This window comes from Moorena sp. SIO3H5 (assembly GCF_010692395.1).
In the GTDB taxonomy this organism is placed as follows: Bacteria; Cyanobacteriota; Cyanobacteriia; order Cyanobacteriales; family Coleofasciculaceae; genus Moorena.
This window is the reverse complement of the sequence record NZ_JAAHHS010000032.1, coordinates 1-19,861: the sequence shown is the minus strand read 5'-3', so window position 1 is coordinate 19,861 and position 19,861 is coordinate 1. Positions and strand designations below refer to the sequence as shown.

16 protein-coding genes are annotated in these 19,861 nt (G+C 43.8%); 2 read left to right on the top strand and 14 right to left on the bottom strand.

Features of this window, described 5'->3' with window-relative positions; translation table 11 throughout:
• Positions 1-55: 55 nt before the first annotated feature.
• From F6K52_RS05810 to F6K52_RS05775, 8 genes are all read right to left on the bottom strand, one after another.
• Positions 56-226 (bottom strand): hypothetical protein, encoded by a 171-nt coding sequence (locus F6K52_RS05810; RefSeq protein WP_293075270.1) that lies wholly within the window; start codon positions 224-226, stop codon positions 56-58.
• A 118-nt stretch (positions 227-344) separates the two neighbouring features.
• A complete protein-coding gene (locus F6K52_RS05805; RefSeq protein ID WP_293075268.1) occupies positions 345-512 on the bottom strand; it encodes a hypothetical protein in 168 nt (55 codons plus the stop codon).
• A gap of 1,055 nt (positions 513-1,567) precedes the next feature.
• Positions 1,568-4,810, bottom strand: a complete 3,243-nt coding sequence (locus F6K52_RS05800) for a type 2 lanthipeptide synthetase LanM family protein (RefSeq protein ID WP_293075266.1) — start codon at positions 4,808-4,810, stop codon at positions 1,568-1,570.
• Positions 4,811-4,939: 129 nt separating this feature from the next.
• Entirely contained in the window at positions 4,940-5,935 is a 996-nt protein-coding gene (locus F6K52_RS05795; protein ID WP_293075264.1) for an iron-containing redox enzyme family protein, read from the bottom strand.
• A gap of 48 nt (positions 5,936-5,983) precedes the next feature.
• The gene (locus F6K52_RS05790) at positions 5,984-7,069 is read right to left on the bottom strand and encodes a hypothetical protein (RefSeq protein WP_293075262.1); all 1,086 of its coding nucleotides are present in this window, start codon (positions 7,067-7,069) and stop codon (positions 5,984-5,986) included.
• A 109-nt stretch (positions 7,070-7,178) separates the two neighbouring features.
• Positions 7,179-7,406, bottom strand: coding sequence for a hypothetical protein (locus F6K52_RS05785; protein WP_293075260.1), 228 nt, complete (start codon positions 7,404-7,406; stop codon positions 7,179-7,181).
• 471 nt (positions 7,407-7,877) lie between these two features.
• A complete protein-coding gene (locus F6K52_RS05780) occupies positions 7,878-8,990 on the bottom strand; it encodes a T3SS effector HopA1 family protein (RefSeq protein WP_293075258.1) in 1,113 nt (370 codons plus the stop codon).
• The gene (locus F6K52_RS05775) at positions 8,987-9,214 is read right to left on the bottom strand and encodes a hypothetical protein (RefSeq protein WP_293075256.1); all 228 of its coding nucleotides are present in this window, start codon (positions 9,212-9,214) and stop codon (positions 8,987-8,989) included. The genes F6K52_RS05780 and F6K52_RS05775 overlap by 4 nt, the downstream gene beginning before the upstream one ends.
• Positions 9,215-9,243: 29 nt before the next feature.
• On the opposite strand from F6K52_RS05775, the gene F6K52_RS05770 reads away from it, so the two are divergent.
• The gene (locus F6K52_RS05770) at positions 9,244-9,375 is read left to right on the top strand and encodes a hypothetical protein (protein ID WP_293075254.1); all 132 of its coding nucleotides are present in this window, start codon (positions 9,244-9,246) and stop codon (positions 9,373-9,375) included.
• A 33-nt stretch (positions 9,376-9,408) separates the two neighbouring features.
• Here F6K52_RS05770 and F6K52_RS05765 read toward each other — a convergent pair whose 3' ends face one another.
• From F6K52_RS05765 to F6K52_RS05745, 5 genes are all read right to left on the bottom strand, one after another.
• A complete protein-coding gene (locus F6K52_RS05765) occupies positions 9,409-10,569 on the bottom strand; it encodes an aminoglycoside phosphotransferase family protein (protein WP_293075318.1) in 1,161 nt (386 codons plus the stop codon).
• A 515-nt stretch (positions 10,570-11,084) separates the two neighbouring features.
• On the bottom strand, positions 11,085-11,240 hold the full coding sequence (locus F6K52_RS05760) for a hypothetical protein (protein WP_293075252.1): 156 nt from the start codon (positions 11,238-11,240) through the stop codon (positions 11,085-11,087).
• Between the two features lie 124 nt (positions 11,241-11,364).
• Positions 11,365-15,357, bottom strand: a complete 3,993-nt coding sequence (locus F6K52_RS05755) for a filamentous hemagglutinin N-terminal domain-containing protein (protein WP_293075250.1) — start codon at positions 15,355-15,357, stop codon at positions 11,365-11,367.
• Positions 15,358-15,459: 102 nt separating this feature from the next.
• Positions 15,460-16,923: an NF038122 family metalloprotease gene (locus tag F6K52_RS05750; RefSeq protein WP_293075248.1), complete on the bottom strand. Its 1,464-nt coding sequence runs from the start codon at positions 16,921-16,923 to the stop codon at positions 15,460-15,462.
• A gap of 458 nt (positions 16,924-17,381) precedes the next feature.
• Complete coding sequence (locus F6K52_RS05745; protein ID WP_293075246.1) at positions 17,382-18,833, bottom strand: NF038122 family metalloprotease; 1,452 nt, start codon at positions 18,831-18,833, stop codon at positions 17,382-17,384.
• A gap of 332 nt (positions 18,834-19,165) precedes the next feature.
• On the opposite strand from F6K52_RS05745, the gene F6K52_RS05740 reads away from it, so the two are divergent.
• Positions 19,166-19,366 carry a hypothetical protein gene (locus tag F6K52_RS05740; RefSeq protein WP_293075244.1) on the top strand — a complete coding sequence of 67 codons (201 nt, stop codon included), beginning with the start codon at positions 19,166-19,168 and terminating at the stop codon, positions 19,364-19,366.
• A gap of 126 nt (positions 19,367-19,492) precedes the next feature.
• Here the strand turns inward: F6K52_RS05740 and F6K52_RS05735 are convergent.
• Positions 19,493-19,861 (bottom strand): hypothetical protein (locus tag F6K52_RS05735; protein WP_293075242.1); only part of this gene is annotated, 369 nt, incomplete at its 5' end.

Here is a 19,861-nt window from a genome sequence, read left to right as displayed (position 1 = left end):
AGTGTTTGTTTAATTTTAAAAACACTATAGTTATGATTTTAAAAATTAAATGCCTTTAATGGGACTTCACCAGACTACAGAAGCAGCAACCTCCACGACCCCCTCCTAGGATACGGGTTGTTTCAGTCTCTTCATTCAATTCGACCATAAAACTTTCTGAATCGTCAAATAATTCGGATCCAGATAGGTTAAGAGCTGAAATATCCTTGATATTAATCTTAGCCATTTGATTTTAACTCCAATAATTTTATGTTAATGTGCTTGATTTGAAAAGGGGTTTTATAACTAGAGTGTTTGTTTAACTTTAAAGACACTATAGTTATGATTTAAAAAATTAAATGCGTTTAATGCAGCTTCACCAGACTACATACGCAGCAACCTCCATGACCCCCTAGGATACGGGTTGTTTCAGTCTCTTCATTCAATTCGACCATAAAACTTTCTGAATCGTCAAATAATTCGGATCCAGATAGGTTAAGAGCTGAAATATCCTTGATATTAATCTTAGCCATTTGATTTTAACTCCAATAAGTTTATGTAAATGTGGTTGATTTGGAATCAAGCTATTGATTCTTGCTTGATATTTTTATCATAGTCATATTTTTTGAAAAAGTCTCTAGGATCAAACTATCTAAAATGACATAATACCTACAGTTATGTGATTTTGAATTGCTATAAGCACCTAAATAGAATTAATTACGGACTCGCAATCTCTGTAACCTTTACATTGTAAGGCTTTGAGTTTTATGAAATGTGTAATTAATTTTGTGTACCTGCTTAGCATTTAAATCACTATAACGTTTATCGTATTTATGAGGTACAGTTTTATTTCAGGCTTATTCCCGTACAACCCTCTTGAATATTGCCTTTTGTATGCAAGCCTCTTGCCTGAAAAGGATAAGCTTTGTACTCACTCCTCCTGATAATTGCTATATTTTATTCAGCCATAAATTAAATAATTATGTCATTTTAAGCAAGCAAACTAGTAAAATTTGCTTACTCAGTTTGACAAGGTGGTGCGTTACGGGGCGGGCTGTCTAAACCCTGGCGCTTGAGCGGAAAGCGATGCAGCGCCTTCACGCGGGGGTTTCCACGGGGCTTACAGCGATGCAGCGCGGTCTTGGGGGTTTCCCCCATGAGCGACTGCATCAAGACAGGTGCGGACGCAGGTTCCGCACACAGCCCCTCCCCATGAGCGACTGCATCAAGACAATGAGGCCCCCCTAACAGACCCTACGCAACTTTTTTACAAATATGAGATGCACCCGATCTAGCAAGCCTCCTACTTTTATTCAGCAAGCCCTAAATAAAAATCAGCGCCAGAAGATTCTGACGCTGATTTCCAAAGTAAACTTATGTATTAATATAGTTCAGTTGATGAAATTGTAATTTCGGCTTAGGTAGGGAAGATTACAACGGTTTGCAATTGGGTGAAGTACAAATTATTGGGCTTTAGTCATTAATCGTAGGGTGGGCAGTGCCTAGCAACGCCCTTTGCAAGCTTCATGATCTGTCTGGTGTACTGCCCACCCTACATGAACTCCACCTACCACCGAACAAGTTCATTTTACTCCCAAATCATAACAGAAGGTAAGGATTCTGGAGAGGCTAAACGCAACAATTGATAACCTACACCGGCGCTTCCCCTGAAAAAACTAGGACTAAAAACAGAGTTAGGCAAATGAGGTAACAAAGCATAGGCTCCATGTTGTTTTGCCCTTGCTATTACCGATGCAGCTTGTGCCCTAGCTGTGTTTAGCCATTCCTGGTTGCCAAGTTTTTGGGATGCAACGACAAATAGTTCAGTTCTGCCCAAACTCCCGCAGCAGAGATGGTCTACATCTATATTAGATATTGCATATTGCTTGGTGGTTTCCAAAGCTGCGTCAATGTCAGAATATATTGCCTGTGTCTGTAGAATCGATGAACTGCCTAAACGGGCTAATCCAATCCCCACGCTGCCGTGACACCAGGCGTGCTGGAAATTAATTTGATTGGTCTGTTCCAGTGAAAGGAAATCTGGCCAATTTCGGACTGAGGCGTCAAAAACACTGGTTTCATATTCGATTCCTTCTTTCGCCCCTTCCAAATAAGCTTTGTCTGCAGTCGCAGCATATAGATGTAGTAAAGAGAAGGAATTACCTGCTGCACCATGAGAAAATCCGGTTAATGGGGTTTTATTGTTTGGCTTCCACGCCCTAGGGGGGGTATGAGTTCGCTGTGATAGGAGATGATTGCCACAGGCTACTGCTTTGTCTAATAGCACTTTCTCAGCTGTCTGTTGATAGAGAGTTAATAAGCCCATGATTGCCCCGGCTACTCCAAAAGTAATATCCAGGGTTTGATCGGCAGCGATTACATCTGCTGTAATTAGTTTTGCAGCTTGCTGGGCATCTTCGAGAAGGGCTGGCTCTTGGAGAAACTGACTAATTTTAACCAAACTGTAAATAATCCCACCTAGCCCTACTAAACCAAGGACACCACCTAATTTGATTCCATCAAGTCTTAACTGCAACAAATTTCGGTCGGCTTGTGATTTCTTAATAGACTGACGTAAGGGTGATAAAGCTGCTTTTGCTACCTCTTTAAATTTTTGCTCACCAGTAATTTTTCCTACAGCTGCTAGGAATAGGCTAACTCCAGCTCGCCCCGTATATAAAGAATCATCCAATAGCTGGAGTTGATAGCGATTAGCTTTAGACATGTAATCTAAATCAATCCAGTTGCAGCCGTCACCAGTCTGAATTGCACTGGCAACAAGACTATTGCCAATTGCTATAGCTTCGTCCAGTAATTCCTCAGGATTTAATGAGGATAATTGGAATAAATTACCCTGTAAAGCAGCACTGTTCTTAGTCAAATGGGCATACTTAGCATAAAAACTCGCCCGAATCAATTTAATTTGCTGGGCTAAATCTTTTTCATCAAGACTTGGGATTTTAGCAATTAACCGTTGGTAACTGGATGTTTTAAAGAAGTTCTTGATTGGTTGAGCTGATGCCAACTCTAGAGCAGTACTATTACAAGATACCGTGAAATAGGGAATATCTAGCTGTTGTAAAGATGTCGTTTCTGCTCCTAATAGTTCTTTAAAGTCTAAGTTTTCTTCAGCTATTAAGTAGTGACGGCTGAGAAAATCGATCAGAATGCTATAGTCCGCGCCATTACGCAAATATTGAGGACTGAGGCTGCGTTTCGAGACCATAGCATAGGTTAGAGTTGGGCGCAGCATAAATCGAGACTTTAAAAATTGTAAGGCTCCTAGGGGACTTTCTTCCCCCAGGAGCATTTCCCGATTTTTAGTTAACAGGTGATAGATTTCTTCAAAACCAGTGACGATTTCCTCAACATAGTTCTTAGCTGAGACAGTTTTACCGTCTAGAATGACCACATTAGTCCCGGCAGGAATAATCACCGTGTTGGGAGCTAAGTGCATCCCATCTGTGTTAATAAATTTCCACTCCCGAGAGGACTTAACTTGCTTTGGCCAAATATTACCTAAAACGCTGGAATCTTGAGCATTTGCCGAGGAGGTATCACCTTCCCAACCAGGTAAAAAACCTGTATGAAGCACTGAATACTTAAACCAGTCTTCCGATTCCGTCACGCTGTGTTCTACAGGATGCATCAACAGGTCAGCATCGATCAGAATCGGATATTCACCACTAGCAACTACATTTTGATGATCACAACTACTTGCTCCTAATAGATGGAGCAGTGATAATAACATCCCTGCTCTTTTATAGAACCGTTGAACTGCGGCTTGATTTTCACAAGGTTGGTGCTCAATACATTCAACCCATCCATATCCCTGGCGATTGAGAATCTTAGTTAATTTGAAGCTTAAAGATGTTTGCTGGTGGTTGCACCAGTCTAGTAACTGATTGAAAGCAACATCTAAGCCCAAGTCTTTGGGCTTATACACCAGTTTAATCCCGGAAGAAAAGGTAAGAGCTAAAACCGAGCGTCTACCATGGTGGGCATTGGAGAGGGAAGTCTCAATTGTTTGGACGTTTCCTAGACTTGCCGGATCAGAAAAGGTACGTTCAATTGCTGAAAAATCTTGTTGTAGACGTTGGATGAATTCAGTAGTAGATTCTACCCATAAATCAAGGGTTGTTGCTATCAGACGACCTAAGACTGGGTAGCGATTGAAAAATGCTAACCCCCCATCTTTGAGAAGATTTTTAAAAAAAGTATTATAAATAATTCGACTTTCTTGGGGAGTCGTTTGGTTGGTAGGAGGGTGAGCTTCCCGAAATGTGTTAAATTCAAATAGTAACGTTTCTTTTCCTAAATTAACCAGTTGTTGCAGCAAGCTCTTTTCTAGGGCTGCGTAGGCTTCTTGGCTCAACAAGGTCAGAGGACTATTTGCTGATAATCGAGTGGCTAATTTACTGCGCCCTACTCGGATAAAATGTAAATAAAAGTCTTCAAACGGTAAGGGATTTTGGGAGTCAAGTAGAGAGTTATCTTCCCCCTCTAGGGTTAGCCATGAAGCGCTGGTAGTTTCAATTAATTCTTTGAGGGTTTCTGCCCAGCTTGGTAAGGGAAAATTTTCTCTAAAATCCCCTGTTTGTAGTAAGTTAAGGACTGTAGTTAAGTCTAATCCATCCCACTGAAGGCGCTGTTTCAGTTGTTGTTCTCCTCCCAGGAGTTTAGACCAGGTTTTGAGGCGTTCTTCAATCAGATCATGATATTTTTGGGGAATAACATTTTGGTAACAAGGGTTATGGAGACGCTCTGATAAAAACGTGGCGTTAATCGCTATAGTCGAGATTGGTGATATTTGTGATTCTATTACTGGCATGGTACTAATCTCTCGACGTGGTAATTTACTTATAAAGATTTTTCAAAAAGTTTGATTTTTTGATTACATGGGTCAATATAAATTTGTGTAACTATTTCCATACTTCCCATTGAATATAAAATTGCCCCTTCACGTAAAACAACGAGGGATGATATTATTAGGATTGCCATAGTAATCCAGAATTTCGTGAGTCCGCCGAACCATTGACTCCAGCAGAATGCCCAGATTCTTTTTAACCACTACTTGTTCTTCTGGTGACACATAAGCCACTTCTGCCAGCAGAATCGAAGTGATTTGGTCATGTGCCCCTTCTTCATTGATACCGGCATGGAGCAGGATGGGTTTATAAAATTCAGGTGGTAACTCCAAGGCTTGGGACTGCTGCTTAAACAACTCGTGGAATACCTTGTCGTCTTCCTCAAACAACAACAGTGCAGCCTTGAAGCTCAGAGGATGCTGCTTGGCAAAAACGGCCAGGGTGGAACAGACTGCGAAAGTCATGGGTAGGGGCTGTATCCGTTGCAGTTGCTCACCTTCGATGCCCACACTCTTCAAGGAATTCTCAATCAAACGGTCATGGTGCAACTCAGACACAAAAAATTCCTGGAGAAGTTTTTGGGTCCGAGGGGATTCATAATTGGCTAAGGATGGTGCTAACAGTCTAGGACACAGATGGGTAACGTGATAAGATTCCAAAGCATAACCAATCAACTGGTTTCTGGTAATGGTCTCATCAGCCATCTTTTCTGAGAAAGGAGAAGGGGGAAATTGCCCCTTCATGCGGTTAAGAAATCGGCACAACTCTCGATAGAACTGCTGTCCAGTCACCCCACGAGATTCCACTTCTTGATGGGTTTCTATCAGTAGACCCCGGCGATCCAGCTCAGCGAGGAGTTCGGGAATATCCTCTTGGATTCCTGGACAGGCCAGACCCAATTGCTCTGGGGACATACCCCCCGCTTGCAAAAGTCTTAGCAGTTGGACAGTTTCCTTTTGGTATTCAGGCTCAAGGGCGATCGCGCATCCTTGACCGCGATAATGAATTTCAACTTCTGTGTCCTTGAATTCAAAAAATACCCGATCTTTGAACAGTGGTTGTTGAAATAAAACGTTTGTTAATGACATATTGTAAAGGGAATAGGGAATAGGGAGTAGGGAACAGGGAGTAGGGAGTTAAATTGCCGAAACTCGCCGCAGTAAATGACTGGCAGAGGAGTAATGATTCCAGATAGCTTTGTAAAAATTGTTGTAAATTTCAATAAATAGGTAAGTTTGTCCTCTAAATCGCTGCTGTGTTTGCGGCTCAATGTGAGGAATGTCTTGAAAGATGCGACGGGTTAAATTTTCTGGTTCGAGTTTTAGCTTGCTGTTTGCCAGTTGTCTAATCGGGTTGATAAAGCCAGAATCTAATTCAACACGCTCACAGGCTTGACTTAAAAATTCAAAATTCTTACGGGTCTGACCTGCCAAAAATCCCAGGGTACTCAAGAAAAAGAGTGGCTCAAAGTTCGCCCAATAGGTCAAAGCATTGCACATCCCCATGGTTTCTGGGAGTGGCATGGTGTCCGCGAGTTGCTCACCGCTAATGCCAATAGCATTAAGTGCTGCCATTACCAGTTCCTGGTCTTGGCGGTATTCTTTAGTGTAGCGTTCGTTTAGCAATTGTCGAACTTTTGTAGAGCTTTGGAAGCTAAGTCCAACAGAATCAAAACAGCACTGTTGAGTAATAAAGTGGTAATGCTCTATTATAAAACCATAAACAACGTTGATTGGAAGTTGGGATGTCGGTGACTTGATGGATTTCAGGAAGAGATTTTGATCAACCTGCTGATTGAGCAATTCAGTGGTCAAATCTTCCAATTCCAGCACAGTGTCGATGCCTGAATTAACCCTGACCTGAGCAACGTCATCCAGTAAGTTGTTTTCGTCCAGGTGACGCACAATAGTATTTATCAGCTCGGAATTATTAGCAGAAAAAATTTCTTGTAGTTCACTCAGACTCTTAGTCCCGTCCATCAGGGAGAAGAACTTTTTTAAGATTTTTCCTGATTGACTGTTAACCTGAAACGCGAAATCTCGACCATCCTGAGAAAAAATCAGCTTATCTTGATAGTAATTAACCTTACAGGCTAATTTGGGAAGCAGCACTGAAGGGTATTGTGGTTTTTTATCCTGAAATTTACCCTGGGATAACTCTGGCTCTAAAGCTGACGTTACTATAGAATCTTCCTTGAGAGGGGGAAGGGTATACTTAGACATCGACTGACTCCGGGATCAGAACGTTAGGTAATAGTTATACTCATTTGATTGCTCAAACCTTCACTACTAAATGTAGGATTCAGAAGTGAAGGTATTTGGTCAAAAGAGTTTACAGGATTACAGGGCTACATGGGTAGTCGTAGGTTAAAGTTCTAATTTTAATACCTCCAGTAGTGGGACAGCAATTACAGCTAAATTGTACTGACTCTACTCGAACTAGACCTCCTCCCATAGCCTGATCAAGCTCATCATTACTCAGTTCGTTCATAAAACTTTCAGAATCGTCGAACAAGTCAGCGCCAGTTAGTTTGATGTCCTTAATTTTTATCTTGGCCATTTGAACTTTACTCCAATAAACGGTTGTGGTTAAGTAGGAATAAATAAGCCATGTTGAATTCCTGTTTTTATATTATTCAAAAACAACCGTGTTCTGTTGATTTTTTGTTTATATTTACGCTGAAACAACAACAGTTTTGTCTCTATCAATAATTAAACTAAATGAGATTATACGATACTGTATATATCCAGCCTTGATAAAATGTTCTAATCTGTTTAGGTAGTGCTATAAAATGATATTTCTATATTGAGATGCTATCGAATTTATGTAATAAACTAAACTAGTTATGTCTAAAAAACTAGTGGAACTGATAAAAACTATAAAAAATAGTCCAAGACTACTCTTGGACTAAAAGACTAAAATTATTTTTTACCAGTTCTCAATTGGGTAAGGTACTTTCGTCCTAGTTTTTAGGGAGCAGAGAGCAGGGAGTGGTAAAAAAATATGTGTACCTCATGATTATGATAATTGCTATATATCTAAACACTGATAAATATCTTCAGAATTGGCATTGAGATAAACACGCTGCAAGTCAATCCCCAGCCTAGAAAATTGCCCAAGGATAGCCTTCATCCTTCCTTCGGTGGAATCATCCCCTTGATGCCAAGCTTCTAACAACCCATTGGCCACAATCTGACAGCGATTCATGCCAAAGCTTTCCTGTTCAGCAAATTTTTGGTCTGGTTCTTCTGCTAACCCCAATCCTGGTGCTAGCTCCATGGTAAATAATGGAACCTCTGGCTGAAAATGGGATTGGTGCTCTGTATAAATAGTCTTTAAAACTCCCTCAACAGCCTCATAGTGACACTTGTCAAAGTAGAGTACCCCCGAATCGTGCCGTTCGTAGTCTTTGGGATTGTACAAAACTTTAAAGTGGAACGGAATTTCCATGTCGTTGAGCTGTTGGGTTAAGCTACCCATTACGGCAACTGCACCCTCAGGAGAAAAGTTGAAGTAAATTCGCACAGTCACTGACTGGTCTGTGTGCGGACGATTTGCTTCTAGATTGCCAACGGCCATATAAAAGCCATTTTGCACCAAATTCTTAGGCATACGGATTGCTACTGAATCCCCTACGGTGGCAGATTGCTCGGATGCTGGCAGATGCTGCTCCCGTTCAATATGCAGCCTCAATCCTCCCTTAGTCACAGCCAAACTGCCATCACTTTCTTCTCTGAGAACAGACCAACCAGGGTCAAAGTAGCCTTTGCCACTATTACTGTCGTGGAGTCGCTGATAAAATCCTACATCTACTCCCAGGATGGTATTGTTCTCCAGGTCTACTGGCGCAGCTTCCGTATCTGCTTCCGGTGCGAGAGCATCTCGCATTGAGCCGTTGTAATAAATACCATATAGAAAACTCCGCAGTTGCAGAGTGATATATTTTTTCTGCATATCCTGGGGCATCCGTTGAAAACGTTCCACAGCTTCGGCTGGAATTTCCAACGGTTTGTAATCTGAATGGTGAATAGAGAAGTCTGATTGGATTTTTACTTTGTTAACAATATCGTCTAGAACGTCTAGTAATTGCTGATTGGCGACTTGGGATGGTTGAATTGCTCTAGAATCAAGTAGTTGGATCATAATTTGGTAGGGAGTAGGGAGTAGGGAGTAGGGAGTAGGGAGTAGGGAGTAGGGAGTAGGGAGTAGGGAGTAGGGAGTAGGGAAGGGAACAGGGAACAGGGAACAGGGAACAGGGAGTAGGGAAAAGGGAGTAGGGAACAGGGAACAGGGAACAGGGAACAGGGAACAAAAATTATCGCAATTCCTACACGGATTGGTATATGTCTTAAACTGAGATCTTCCACCAGTACAAAAAAACTTAATAACGGAAGCGATGCAGCGCCGACCTGCGGGGGTTTCTCCCATTCGCTATTGCATCAAGACAGTGATAACAATCAATTTCAGTAATCAAATAGTGAAATCTTATCACTGTTCCCTGTTCCCCGTTCCCTGTTCCCTACCTTGACAGGTAAATTTTAAACTTGGTGTAAGGTCTTAGTTAAACAGCAGAAGGACTGAGTTGGATTAGTTCAGCAATAGCAGGGCCAAAAATTGTGGGCATGGATGGTTCTGGACGACACAACAAGGTCTTGGCAACCTGGAGCATGGCAATCCCGGCATTACCAAAGGATTTTTGGTATTCAATCATCGCCCGAATTCGTTGAATCAAACCAAAACCGGTAAATTGTACTGCTGTCCGCAAGAAATCAGGTCGGTGTTCTAAAATTTCTGGAAAGGTTTCAAAATACCCTTTGGTTAGGGCAGCAATGGAAGGCTGGAGCTGTTCCAAGGGGGTCATGGCTAAACCTAGGGATTCTTCAATACTTAAAGATTTACTGATCACCAGGCTACTCAGCCAGATTTGGACATAGCTGCTGATCAGTGTTCCTAAATCAAACCCTGGGTCTCCCCAACTACAGCGCTCCCAATCAATTAACCTGACAATGCTGGTACTCTGATGCTCCCAATCTTGGTGCAGAAGGATATTATTTAGCTTTAGGTCATTGTGGGTCAGACAACAGGGGGCAAAAGCATTGCCTAGTTGTGCGATCGCTTGCCCTAAACTATCGTATCGTTGATAAAGGGCAAAGAATTTCAGGCCGTCAGCAGGTACCGCACCAAAAATCTCCGGACCAATTCGTTCTAAACTATTAACTAATCTAGGCACTTGGTCAGTGGTGGGATTATCGGTTTCGGTACAGAAAAAATCTTGATAGTCTTTACGATTAAATGTATGATGATGGATTTTTCCTAAGAGGGTGCCGATGCTGCCAGCAACCTCTGTCGGAAAGATATTTTCCTTGGCGTAGAAATCCATTAAATCCCGATAGTCATCAAGATAGCGGAAAACCATAATGGAATTCTCACCATCAAAATGCAACACCTCTGGTATCAAAGAGCGGAGGTTAGCAAGTTCTGGAAATTGCTGTAAGAATTCTTGAATTCGCCATTCATTCAAAAACTCACCAGCGGCTTTCCCTTCTTGGTTATGTCGCTCCTGCTTGACTAGCAGCTTATTACCATCTGGAAAGGTCAGCAATAAGTTAAAATTCTTGGCTTCCAGTGGCTCAATTTTACTGATATCTTGCTCGGAAGGATTGCATAAACCACGAGCAGCTAGATAGTCAAAAACATTATTAGATTTTAATATGAATGTCATAATTATACCAAAGGGAACAGGGAACAGGTAACAGGGAATCGGGAATCGGGAATCGGGAATCGGTAAAAAATAGATATTTAAAACTTCATTAATAGGGAAAATACTATATTCAGTAGTATATGTAAAAGGAAAGTTATTCTGCCAATTGTTTCTGCTTAAAAACAGACGCAACTAAAACTTTTATGTCCCTAAAGTAGTTAGGGAAAAAGAAGGAGTGTGGGAAGTGTGGGAAGTGCGGGAAGTGTAAAAAGTTAGATGAGCAAGTAGCGTGGAAACCTCCAAGAGCTCTCTGCCTGGTTGCTCGGAAGTCTCTACTCCCTACTCCCTACCCCTGTGAGCTACTCCCTACTCCCTGTTCCCTTTGCTCTATAAGTAAACTAGTTATGTCATAAAAATATTTAAAAAGAATAGAAAATTATAGAGGGCTGGTTTTCATGATTTATTTGTAAATTCTCTAGACTACGGTGGCTGGATAAAATGACATTGTAAACTGAAAATTAAGGATAATTTTCAGTTTATTCTGGTAAATCTATGCTTTCAGTATCCAAGGCTGATGTATGCGATCGCGTAGCGTGACTGTATGTCAATCGCATTCGTTTTATGACTCTGACGTATGCGTTCGCGTAGGTGTTAGGAATATCCGGTATGCGTTCGCGTAGCGTGACCTGCATGTCAATCGCATTAGCTGATAGCTGATAGCTGATAGCTGATAGCTGATAGCTGATAGCTGATAGCTGATAGCTGATAGCTGATAGCTGATAGCTGATAGCTGATAGCTTACAGTCCTATATATAGTTACCTAAGATTATGACAGTTGATCGCAGTATTCAATACTGGTTTGAGATTAGGACCAGTGGGATAAGGCACCAACTCCACAATTCCATCCTGATTGATGATCCATCCTTGAGCTTCGATAATTGGTGGTTTTTTGGCTGTCACTTGGGGTTGTTGATCGGGTTTTTTGCCACGATTGCGAGCAGCCCGATACAATTGACGCCTGGTTGCGGAGAAATCTCGCCAATCTATCCAAACGGTTTCACCGTTGAGGGGGTCAGTGGGGTCAGTGGGTAAGCCCCCTCGTCCAAGCAGAGCAAATGAATTCTGCTCATCATCGGTGCTACAGCCTGTGGCAATCACTAGACCAGTATCAATGATACTTGCTGGTAATGAGATTAATCCTAGGTTTTGAGTTGGGTCTGGATTGCTAATGTTGATTTGACCATCCACACCAAATTGAGAACTGGCAGTAATCTCGCTATCTGGAGATAGAAACAGACCTTGAGTCGTGATCAGAATATTACCTCCAGGACCAAATATGGCGTTGGCTGTGATCTTACTCTGGTCTACAACCACTACAAAATCACTATTAATTTTAATATCACCACCACCACCAGTGCTGTCATTAACGCTGGTACTAATCCCGCTCTGGTTTGAAAGGAACAGTAAGTCACTAGTAATGTCAATATCACCGCCGCCGCTAAGCTCAGAGGTGGCAGTGATTTCCCCTCGATTACTGGTGATTTTATTAGCTGAAATATCAATATTGCCTCCTCCCGCCGAGAAATTGGATGCGGTAATACCACCACCATTGGGAGTTTCCGCTCCGCTGTTGGAAAGCTCGATGGAGTTTGCCACAATCTCAATATCCCCAGCTTCCCCAAGTCCTGGATCTAGGAGGTTATTGCTTTGGAAGTTACTGACACTGATCGTTGCTCCATCTCGGATAATTAACTGATCAGTGAAGACCTCTAATTTACCCCCATTACCAGTACCTGCGATCGCATTCGCCAATAATCCGCTGGCACCTAGGTCTGATGTCCCAATTAGTTCTATTTCCTGTGCCTGAACTCTTAAGATTCCCCCATTGCCAGAGCCTGCAGTAATAGTTGCCACTTGAGCCCCATCCACTAACCGCAAACGTTCGGTTTCAATGCTAAGGTCACCCCCATCCCCTGTGAGGTCTAGGTTCACATTGCCTGTGGCGTCTAGATTCACATTAGCAAATAAGCCGCTAGCTAAATTATTTGCAGTACCAATTAATTCCACATCTGTTGCGTTTACCTTTATAGAACCGGCATCCCCTTCACCAAAGGTAGTGGCTGCAATCTGAGCGCCATCAGTTAGCCGCAAGCTCTCAGTGTTAATGGTCAAGTCGTTCCCATTACCAATGGCTCCTGGTCGGACTTCTGTAAATAAGCCACTGGTATCTCCCTGTGGTGAGGTACCAATTAATTCGACATCTGTGGCGTTGACCTCTATAGAACCGGCATCACCTTCACCATCGGTAATTGCTGAGATCTGGGCTCCATCACTCAGCCGCAAGCTCTCGGTGTTAATGGTCAAATTGCCCCCATCCCCTGTTGCTACTTCTTCCACATTGGCAAACAAGCCACTAGGTAATCCCTGTGATGAGGTACCAATTAGTTCGATCTCAGTAGCCTGCACTGTCAAGGGACCTGCATTCCCTGTACCAAAGGTAGTCGCTGCAATCTGAGCCCCATCAGTAATTCGCAAGCTCTCAGTCTCAATGGTCAAGTTGCCCCCATCCCCGATCGCGTTTGGTCGGACTTCTGTCAATAAGGCACTGGCTAATCCCTGTGGTGAGGTACCAATTAATTCGACCTCTGTTGCCTTTACCTCTATAGAACCCGCATCCCCTTCACCAAGGGTATTAGCTGTAATCTGAGCCCCATCAGTAATTCGCAAGTTCTCGGTGTTAATGGTCAAGTTGCCCCCATTGCCGATCGCGTTTGGTTCCACATTGGCCAACAGGCCAGTAGGTAATTCCTCTGGTGAAGTACCAATTAGTTCCATCTCAGTAGCCTGCACCGTGATCGAACCGGCATTTCCTTTACCAAAGGTATTTGCTCTGATCTGGGCTCCATCAGTAACTCGCAAGCGTTCCGTGTTAATGGTCAAGTTGCCCCCATTGCCGATCGCGTCTGGTTCCACATTGGCCAACAAGCCACTAAGTAATCCCCCTGGTGAAGTACCAATTAGTTCCATCTCAGTAGCCTGCACCCTGATCGAACCGGCATCCCCTTCACCAAAGGTAGTGGCTGAAATCTGAGCCCCATCAGTCAGCTGCAAGTTCTCAGTCTCAATGGTCAAGTCGCCCCCATTCCCAATCGCGTTTGGTCGGACTTCTGTCAATAAGCCACTGGGTAATTCTGCGGTTGACGTGCCAGTCAATTGCACATCTTGAGCCTTAATAGTCAAGGAACCGGCATTCCCCATACCAAAAATATTCGCTGAAATTTGACCTCCATCAACCAGTCGCAAGCGTTCCGTTTCAATGAATAAGTTACCCCCATTCCCGGTCCCTTGTCGTTCCACATTAGCCAACAAGCTACTCGAGAACCTGCCAAAAGCACCAATCAGCTCTACGTCCTTGGCCTGAACTCGCAAATCTCCCCCATCCCCAAAACCAAAGGTACTAGCTGAGATCTCAGCCCCATCAGTAACTCGCAAGCGTTCCGTGTCAATGATCAAATTGCCCCCATTCCCAGTAGCCCCTAGTCCTACTGGCACAAACAAAAGACTCGGACCGGAGCTCGACCCAGCAATCACCTCTACCTCAGCAGCAGTGACGGTCAAGGTGCCAGCATTCCCTGAGCTAAAGGTGCCACTGGAGATCTGACCGCCATTAGCAACCCGTAACTGTTCCGTGTCAATGACTAAATTCCCCCCATTCCCTATAGCCCCTGGTGCTACATCAGTAGATAAACGGGTGGAAAAGTCATTATTGGCAGCGCTACCAATAACGTCCAATGCCTCCGTCGCCTTTACCGTCAAACTTCCCCCAGCCCCACTGCTCACGGTATCGGCTAAGATGGCTGACCCCTCACTCACGGTCACTCGCCGACCCTGCACCTGGATTTCTCCCCCGTCATTACCACTGGTACTCACCGAGGCAGCTTGGGACAAGGTAATATCCTGAAATTGTCCTACATCCTCATAGCTTAAGGTCCAACCTAAGTTAGTTGGGGTCAGGGTTACCATCCCTTCTCCCTGGACACTCCCCAGTTCAATCCGTCCTCCGGCTGTGGTGAGATTTCCTCCTGCAACAGCCACATCACCCCCCACCAAGGCTAAGGTTTTACCTGGCTGTACTTCCAGCCCCACCGGTCGATTATCTGTGTTCACGGCAAAAAATATAGTGGGATTAATACTCAGATTGTTCCCAGGCCCGTTGATCACAATTCCGCCTGGATTGCCTTGGGAGCCATACTGTAAACCAGTGGGAATATTAATGGTTAAGAGGGGAGGCTCCTGGGGATTGGTCGCACTAAATTCACTGCCATCGGCAAATTTAATACTGTTAGCGGTAGAGCCAATAAAGGAGCCACCAATATCGAGAGAAGCCTCCGAACCAAACACGATGCCATTGGGATTGATTAAAAACAGGTTAGCGCTACCGTTAGCCCGAATTAAGCCATCAATATTGGAAATCGACCCACCAGTGACCCGGCTAATAATATTCTCAATGGTGACGGAATTGTTGAAAAAGGCTGTATTGCCAGTCAGAACCGAAAACTGCTCGAAGCTATGGAAAAGATTACCCCCGGCAGTGGTACCACCGGTAATCTCAATAATGTTGCCATTAGGAGTAACAATGGAATTGTTGGGTAGAGTATTATCTGGAACAATTTGAGCTGAGCAAAGCAAGGGCATCTGAGCCACTAGGTAACAGGCAATGGGCAAGGTCAGGAGTTGCTTTAAGGGTTTGTTTAAGGGTTTGTTTTGATGGGACCTAAGTGGCAATTTACAAAAATCTGTGGTGACCATGAGGCTTTTCTAGAGACTGAAGCATGTCGTGGGCAAGAACTATCCTCTAGAATTCCCAAACCTCTAGACCAAGTAACGCTATTGACTAGAAAAATAGCTGCACTACCGGCGACGACCCTTGAACACACCACCAATGCCCAACAGACCTAACCCAATTAAGCCACTGGTAGCCCCAGACTCTGGCACCTGAGCCACTCCCTGGTCAGGATTAAAGGTTGACCAATTGAAATCGTTAAAAAACCCCTCTTGTTCCACCAACTGGCCTAATACTTGCCCACTGCCATTGCCACCACCACCACTGCTGCCACCACCGCCACTGCCACCACTGCCACCGCCACCACCACCGCCACTATGGCCCCATTCGTACATGTCGATTACATCTTGGATGCGGTCTTCAGTTAGCCAGGAGCCTGCTGTTTCGTTATCATTGGCGATATACCAGTCGATGGATGAGGCATTCACGCTAGAATCATTCAAATAGTCCCCAATTTTGTCAGCTAAGGTATTCTTGGCGTTGTTGAGCAAGTTATTGAGATTTAGGGTCATATTTGATTCACTGGGCAGTCCATCTGAGCCAAACACAACAGAGTTTAGGTCAAAGCCAATCACATCAAAGGCTCGTAAATCTAGTGGTGAAATATCCGCCCTCTCTCCCCAACCTAGGGCTGGCTTCATAATGCCCAAATCATCCCCCAGACCGTCCCAGTGGCTGGCTTGGTAGCCATCACCTCCGTCTCCTAAATTGAGATCCTTGCCTTCGGAAAAGTATGCCAGAGCTGTTTTACCCCCATCAATGGAAAAGTAGGCATTGGCACCATAGGTTAAGTCAATCTTGTTATTATAATATGGGGTCGAGTGAGTACGGCGGTACATATCCAGGGCAGTAGTACGCATCAGACGGTTAAGGTTAATCTCCTCACTAGCGTCATGATCAGCGAGTTTCGTAGAATCGACCGCACTGACGAAGCCCAAGATATGACCAATTTCATGCATACCAACACTCAAAAAATCTACGGCGTTTGATGGGGTTGGGGCGTTACGCTGGTAATCATAGCTCCAATTGAAGGTATCATTCATGACGATATAGCCATCAAGCAGGGAGTTATTGCTGTGGTAATTTATGGCTTTGGCATTGGCATTGGTCAGAGCAATATTGTTGTTGTACCAGTCACTTCCGCTTTCAAACAAGACCCTATACAGATACTCGCCATCATCGTCATGTCTTTGCAGCTTATTATAAGCAGTATCATCATCTTTTGATGTTTTATCGAACTTCATCTTCTTCCGAAATGTTTTGTACTTTTTATTCTTTTGCAGACCAGGGAGTGCCCCACCCAGGATGTTTGAGGGTAAGTCGTTGGTCATCTCAACGTGAATTTTGACGGTGATATCATCGGTTAAATAGTAAGACCAAATCTCACCAGCCATTTGAAACCCTAGCATTTGTTCGAGGGAGGTTCCTGGTTGATAGCTGAAGTCGAAATCTATGGCTTGAGCTGGGGCGTTACCACCAATTACTGCTGCGGATGCCAGGGACAAGGACATGATTACTTGGCGATTTTTCATAAGATTTTACCTGCTATAAATTACTAACATGGATACTATCAGTATCTAAAAGTGATGTATCCAATGGTGTTTTTGATTTGATTCTGGTGTATAGTATCGTTTTTTTATTGGAACGTGATGTATGCCATAAATCGCATTTGAAAAGTAATTAAAATCTAACTTAGTAACACATATAGGGATTATTTGTTACTAAGTTAGTATGATAATACTAGGAGAGCCAACATGCTTGATCAAGACTAAATATACAAACTCTCTCATACTCTAAATTTGAAGAGCTGTTGTAGTTATAATTTAGGATTATTATTTATTATTTTAAATTTCAAAAAATTCCCTTTATGGTTAAAATTTTTTGCTATTCAGCAACGTCATTGTTTTTACAAATACTAAGCCCTTCGGATTTCTTTGCTACTGTTCCGGTGATCCGCTGTTCCCTTTTTTGATCAGGCCAGATGGCTGCACTACCGGCGACCACCCTTAAACAGACCACCAATGCCCAACAGACCTAACCCAATTAAGCCACTGGTCGCCCCAGACTCTGGCACCTGAGCCACTCCCTGGTCAGGATTAAAGGTTGACCAATTGAAATCGTTAAAAAACCCCTCCTGTTCAATCAACTGGCCTAAAACTTGCCCACTGCCATTGCCGCCACCGCCACTGCTGCCACCACCACCACTGCCACCACTGCCACCGCCACCACCACCGCCACTATGGCCCCATTCGTACATCTCGATCACATCGTCGATCCGGTCTTCACTTAGCCAGGAGCCTGCTGTTTGGTTATCATTGGCGATATACCAGTCGATGGATGAGCGATCGACGCTAGGATCATCCAAATAGACACCGATTTTGTCGGCTAAGGTCTTCTTGGCGTTGTTGAGCAAGTTATTGAAATTGAGGGTCATATTGGATTCACTAGGGCGTCCATCTGAGCCGAACACAGTGGAGTTAAGGTCAAAGCCAATCACATCAAAGGCTCGTAAATCCAGTGCTGAGATATCGGATGTCTCTCCCCAACCTAGAGCTGGTTTCATAATGCCCAAATCATTGCCGTAACCGTCCCAGTGGCTGGCTTGATAGCCATCACCTCCTAATCCTAAATTGAGATCCTGGCCTTCGGAAAAGTAGGCCAGAGCTGTATCACCCCCATCAATGGAAAAGTAGGCGTTGGCACCATAGCCTAATTCAAGCTTTTCTTGGTCTTCGCTCGACTCACTATAGCGGTACATATCCAGGGAGGTAGTACGCATCAGACGCTCAAGGTTCATCTCATCACTAGCGTCATAATCCGCGAGTATCGTAGAATCGACCCCACTAACGTAGCCTAAGATATGACCAATTTCATGGACGGCCACACTCAGGAAGTCTATGGCGTCTAATGGGGTTGGGGCGTTACGTAGGTAATCATGGCTCCAATTGAAGTCGTCATTCATGACGATATAGCCATCCAGCAGGGAGTTATTGCTGTGGTAATTTATGGCTTTGGCATTGGCATTGGTCAGGGCAATCTTTGTGTTGGACCACCCTTTTCGGCTTTCAAACACGGCATGATAGCGAGTATTGCCATTGTCTTGCAGCTGATCATAAGCAGTATAATCATCTGCCGATGTTCTATCGGACTTCAGCTTTTTCAGAAATGTCTTGTAGTTTTTATTCTTTTGCAGACCAGGGAGTGCCCCACCCAGGAGGTTTGAGGGCAAGTCGTTGGTCATCTCAACGTGAATTTTGACAGTGATATCATCCGTTAAATAGTAAGACCAAATCTCACCAGCCATTTGAAACCCGACCATTTGTTCGAGGGAGGTTCCTGGTTGATAGCTGAAGTCAAAGTCTATTGCTTGACCTGGGGCGTTACCAGCAATTACTGCTGCAGATGCCAGGGACAAGGACATGATTAACTGGCGATTTTTCATAAGATTTTACTTAATAGAAATTACTAACATGGATACTATCAGTATGGAACGGTGATGTATGCAATCATATTTGTGATAGGATGCTGGTGTCTATTATCGGGTTTTTTATTGGAACGTGATGTATACAATTGTGTTGATTTATGCCTGTTTATTTCGAAAAAAATCATCAGTTTTTTATGATCACTTTATGAGTCGTTTATGATCACCAAACACCTGTGCTACAGAGCACTATAGCAACCCTTTCGCTCGGGTCATAGTCCTCGTAATTTTGCTTTACTTCCACGTTTGGTCTTGAATGCTTTGCGTCAGAAAACAACTGTAAATTGCAGTCTATGACAAAAGCAGAAACGGACTGCCATGAATACAGCGGTTTGCATAACTATCAGATATACAGGATTGTTTTCCCTCTGTTCCCTTTTCCTTCTTTCCTGCTCCCTGCTCCCTGCTCCCTGCTCCCTGCTCCCTGCTCCCTGCTCCCTGCTCCCTGCTCCCTGCTCCCTAAAAACCAGAACTCTGTACCTATTAAAATTTAAAACTGCTGTATATCACCACTTTTATCACTTCCTTTTTTCAAGCTTGATTGAGATGCTTTTACCCTGATCAAAATACCAGATTAAGACATTATTTACCCAGACTACAATGCAGTGATGATGGCTGCACTACCGGCGACGACCCTTGAACAGACCACCAATGCCGAACAGACCTAACCCAATTAAGCCACTGGTAGCCCCAGACTCTGGCACCTGAGCCGCTCCCTGGTCAGGATTAAAGGTTGACCAATTGAAATCGTTAAAAAACCCCTCTTGTTCCACCAACTGGGCTAATACTTGGCCACTGCCATTGCCGCCACCGCCACTGCTGCCACCACCGCCACTGCCGCCACTGCCACCGCCACCACCACCGCCACTATGACCCCATTCGTACATATCGATCACATCGTCGATCCGGTCTTCAGCTAGCCAGGAGCCTGCTGTTTGGTTATAGCCATTGGCGATATACCAGTCGATCCATGAGGCATTCCAGTTAGA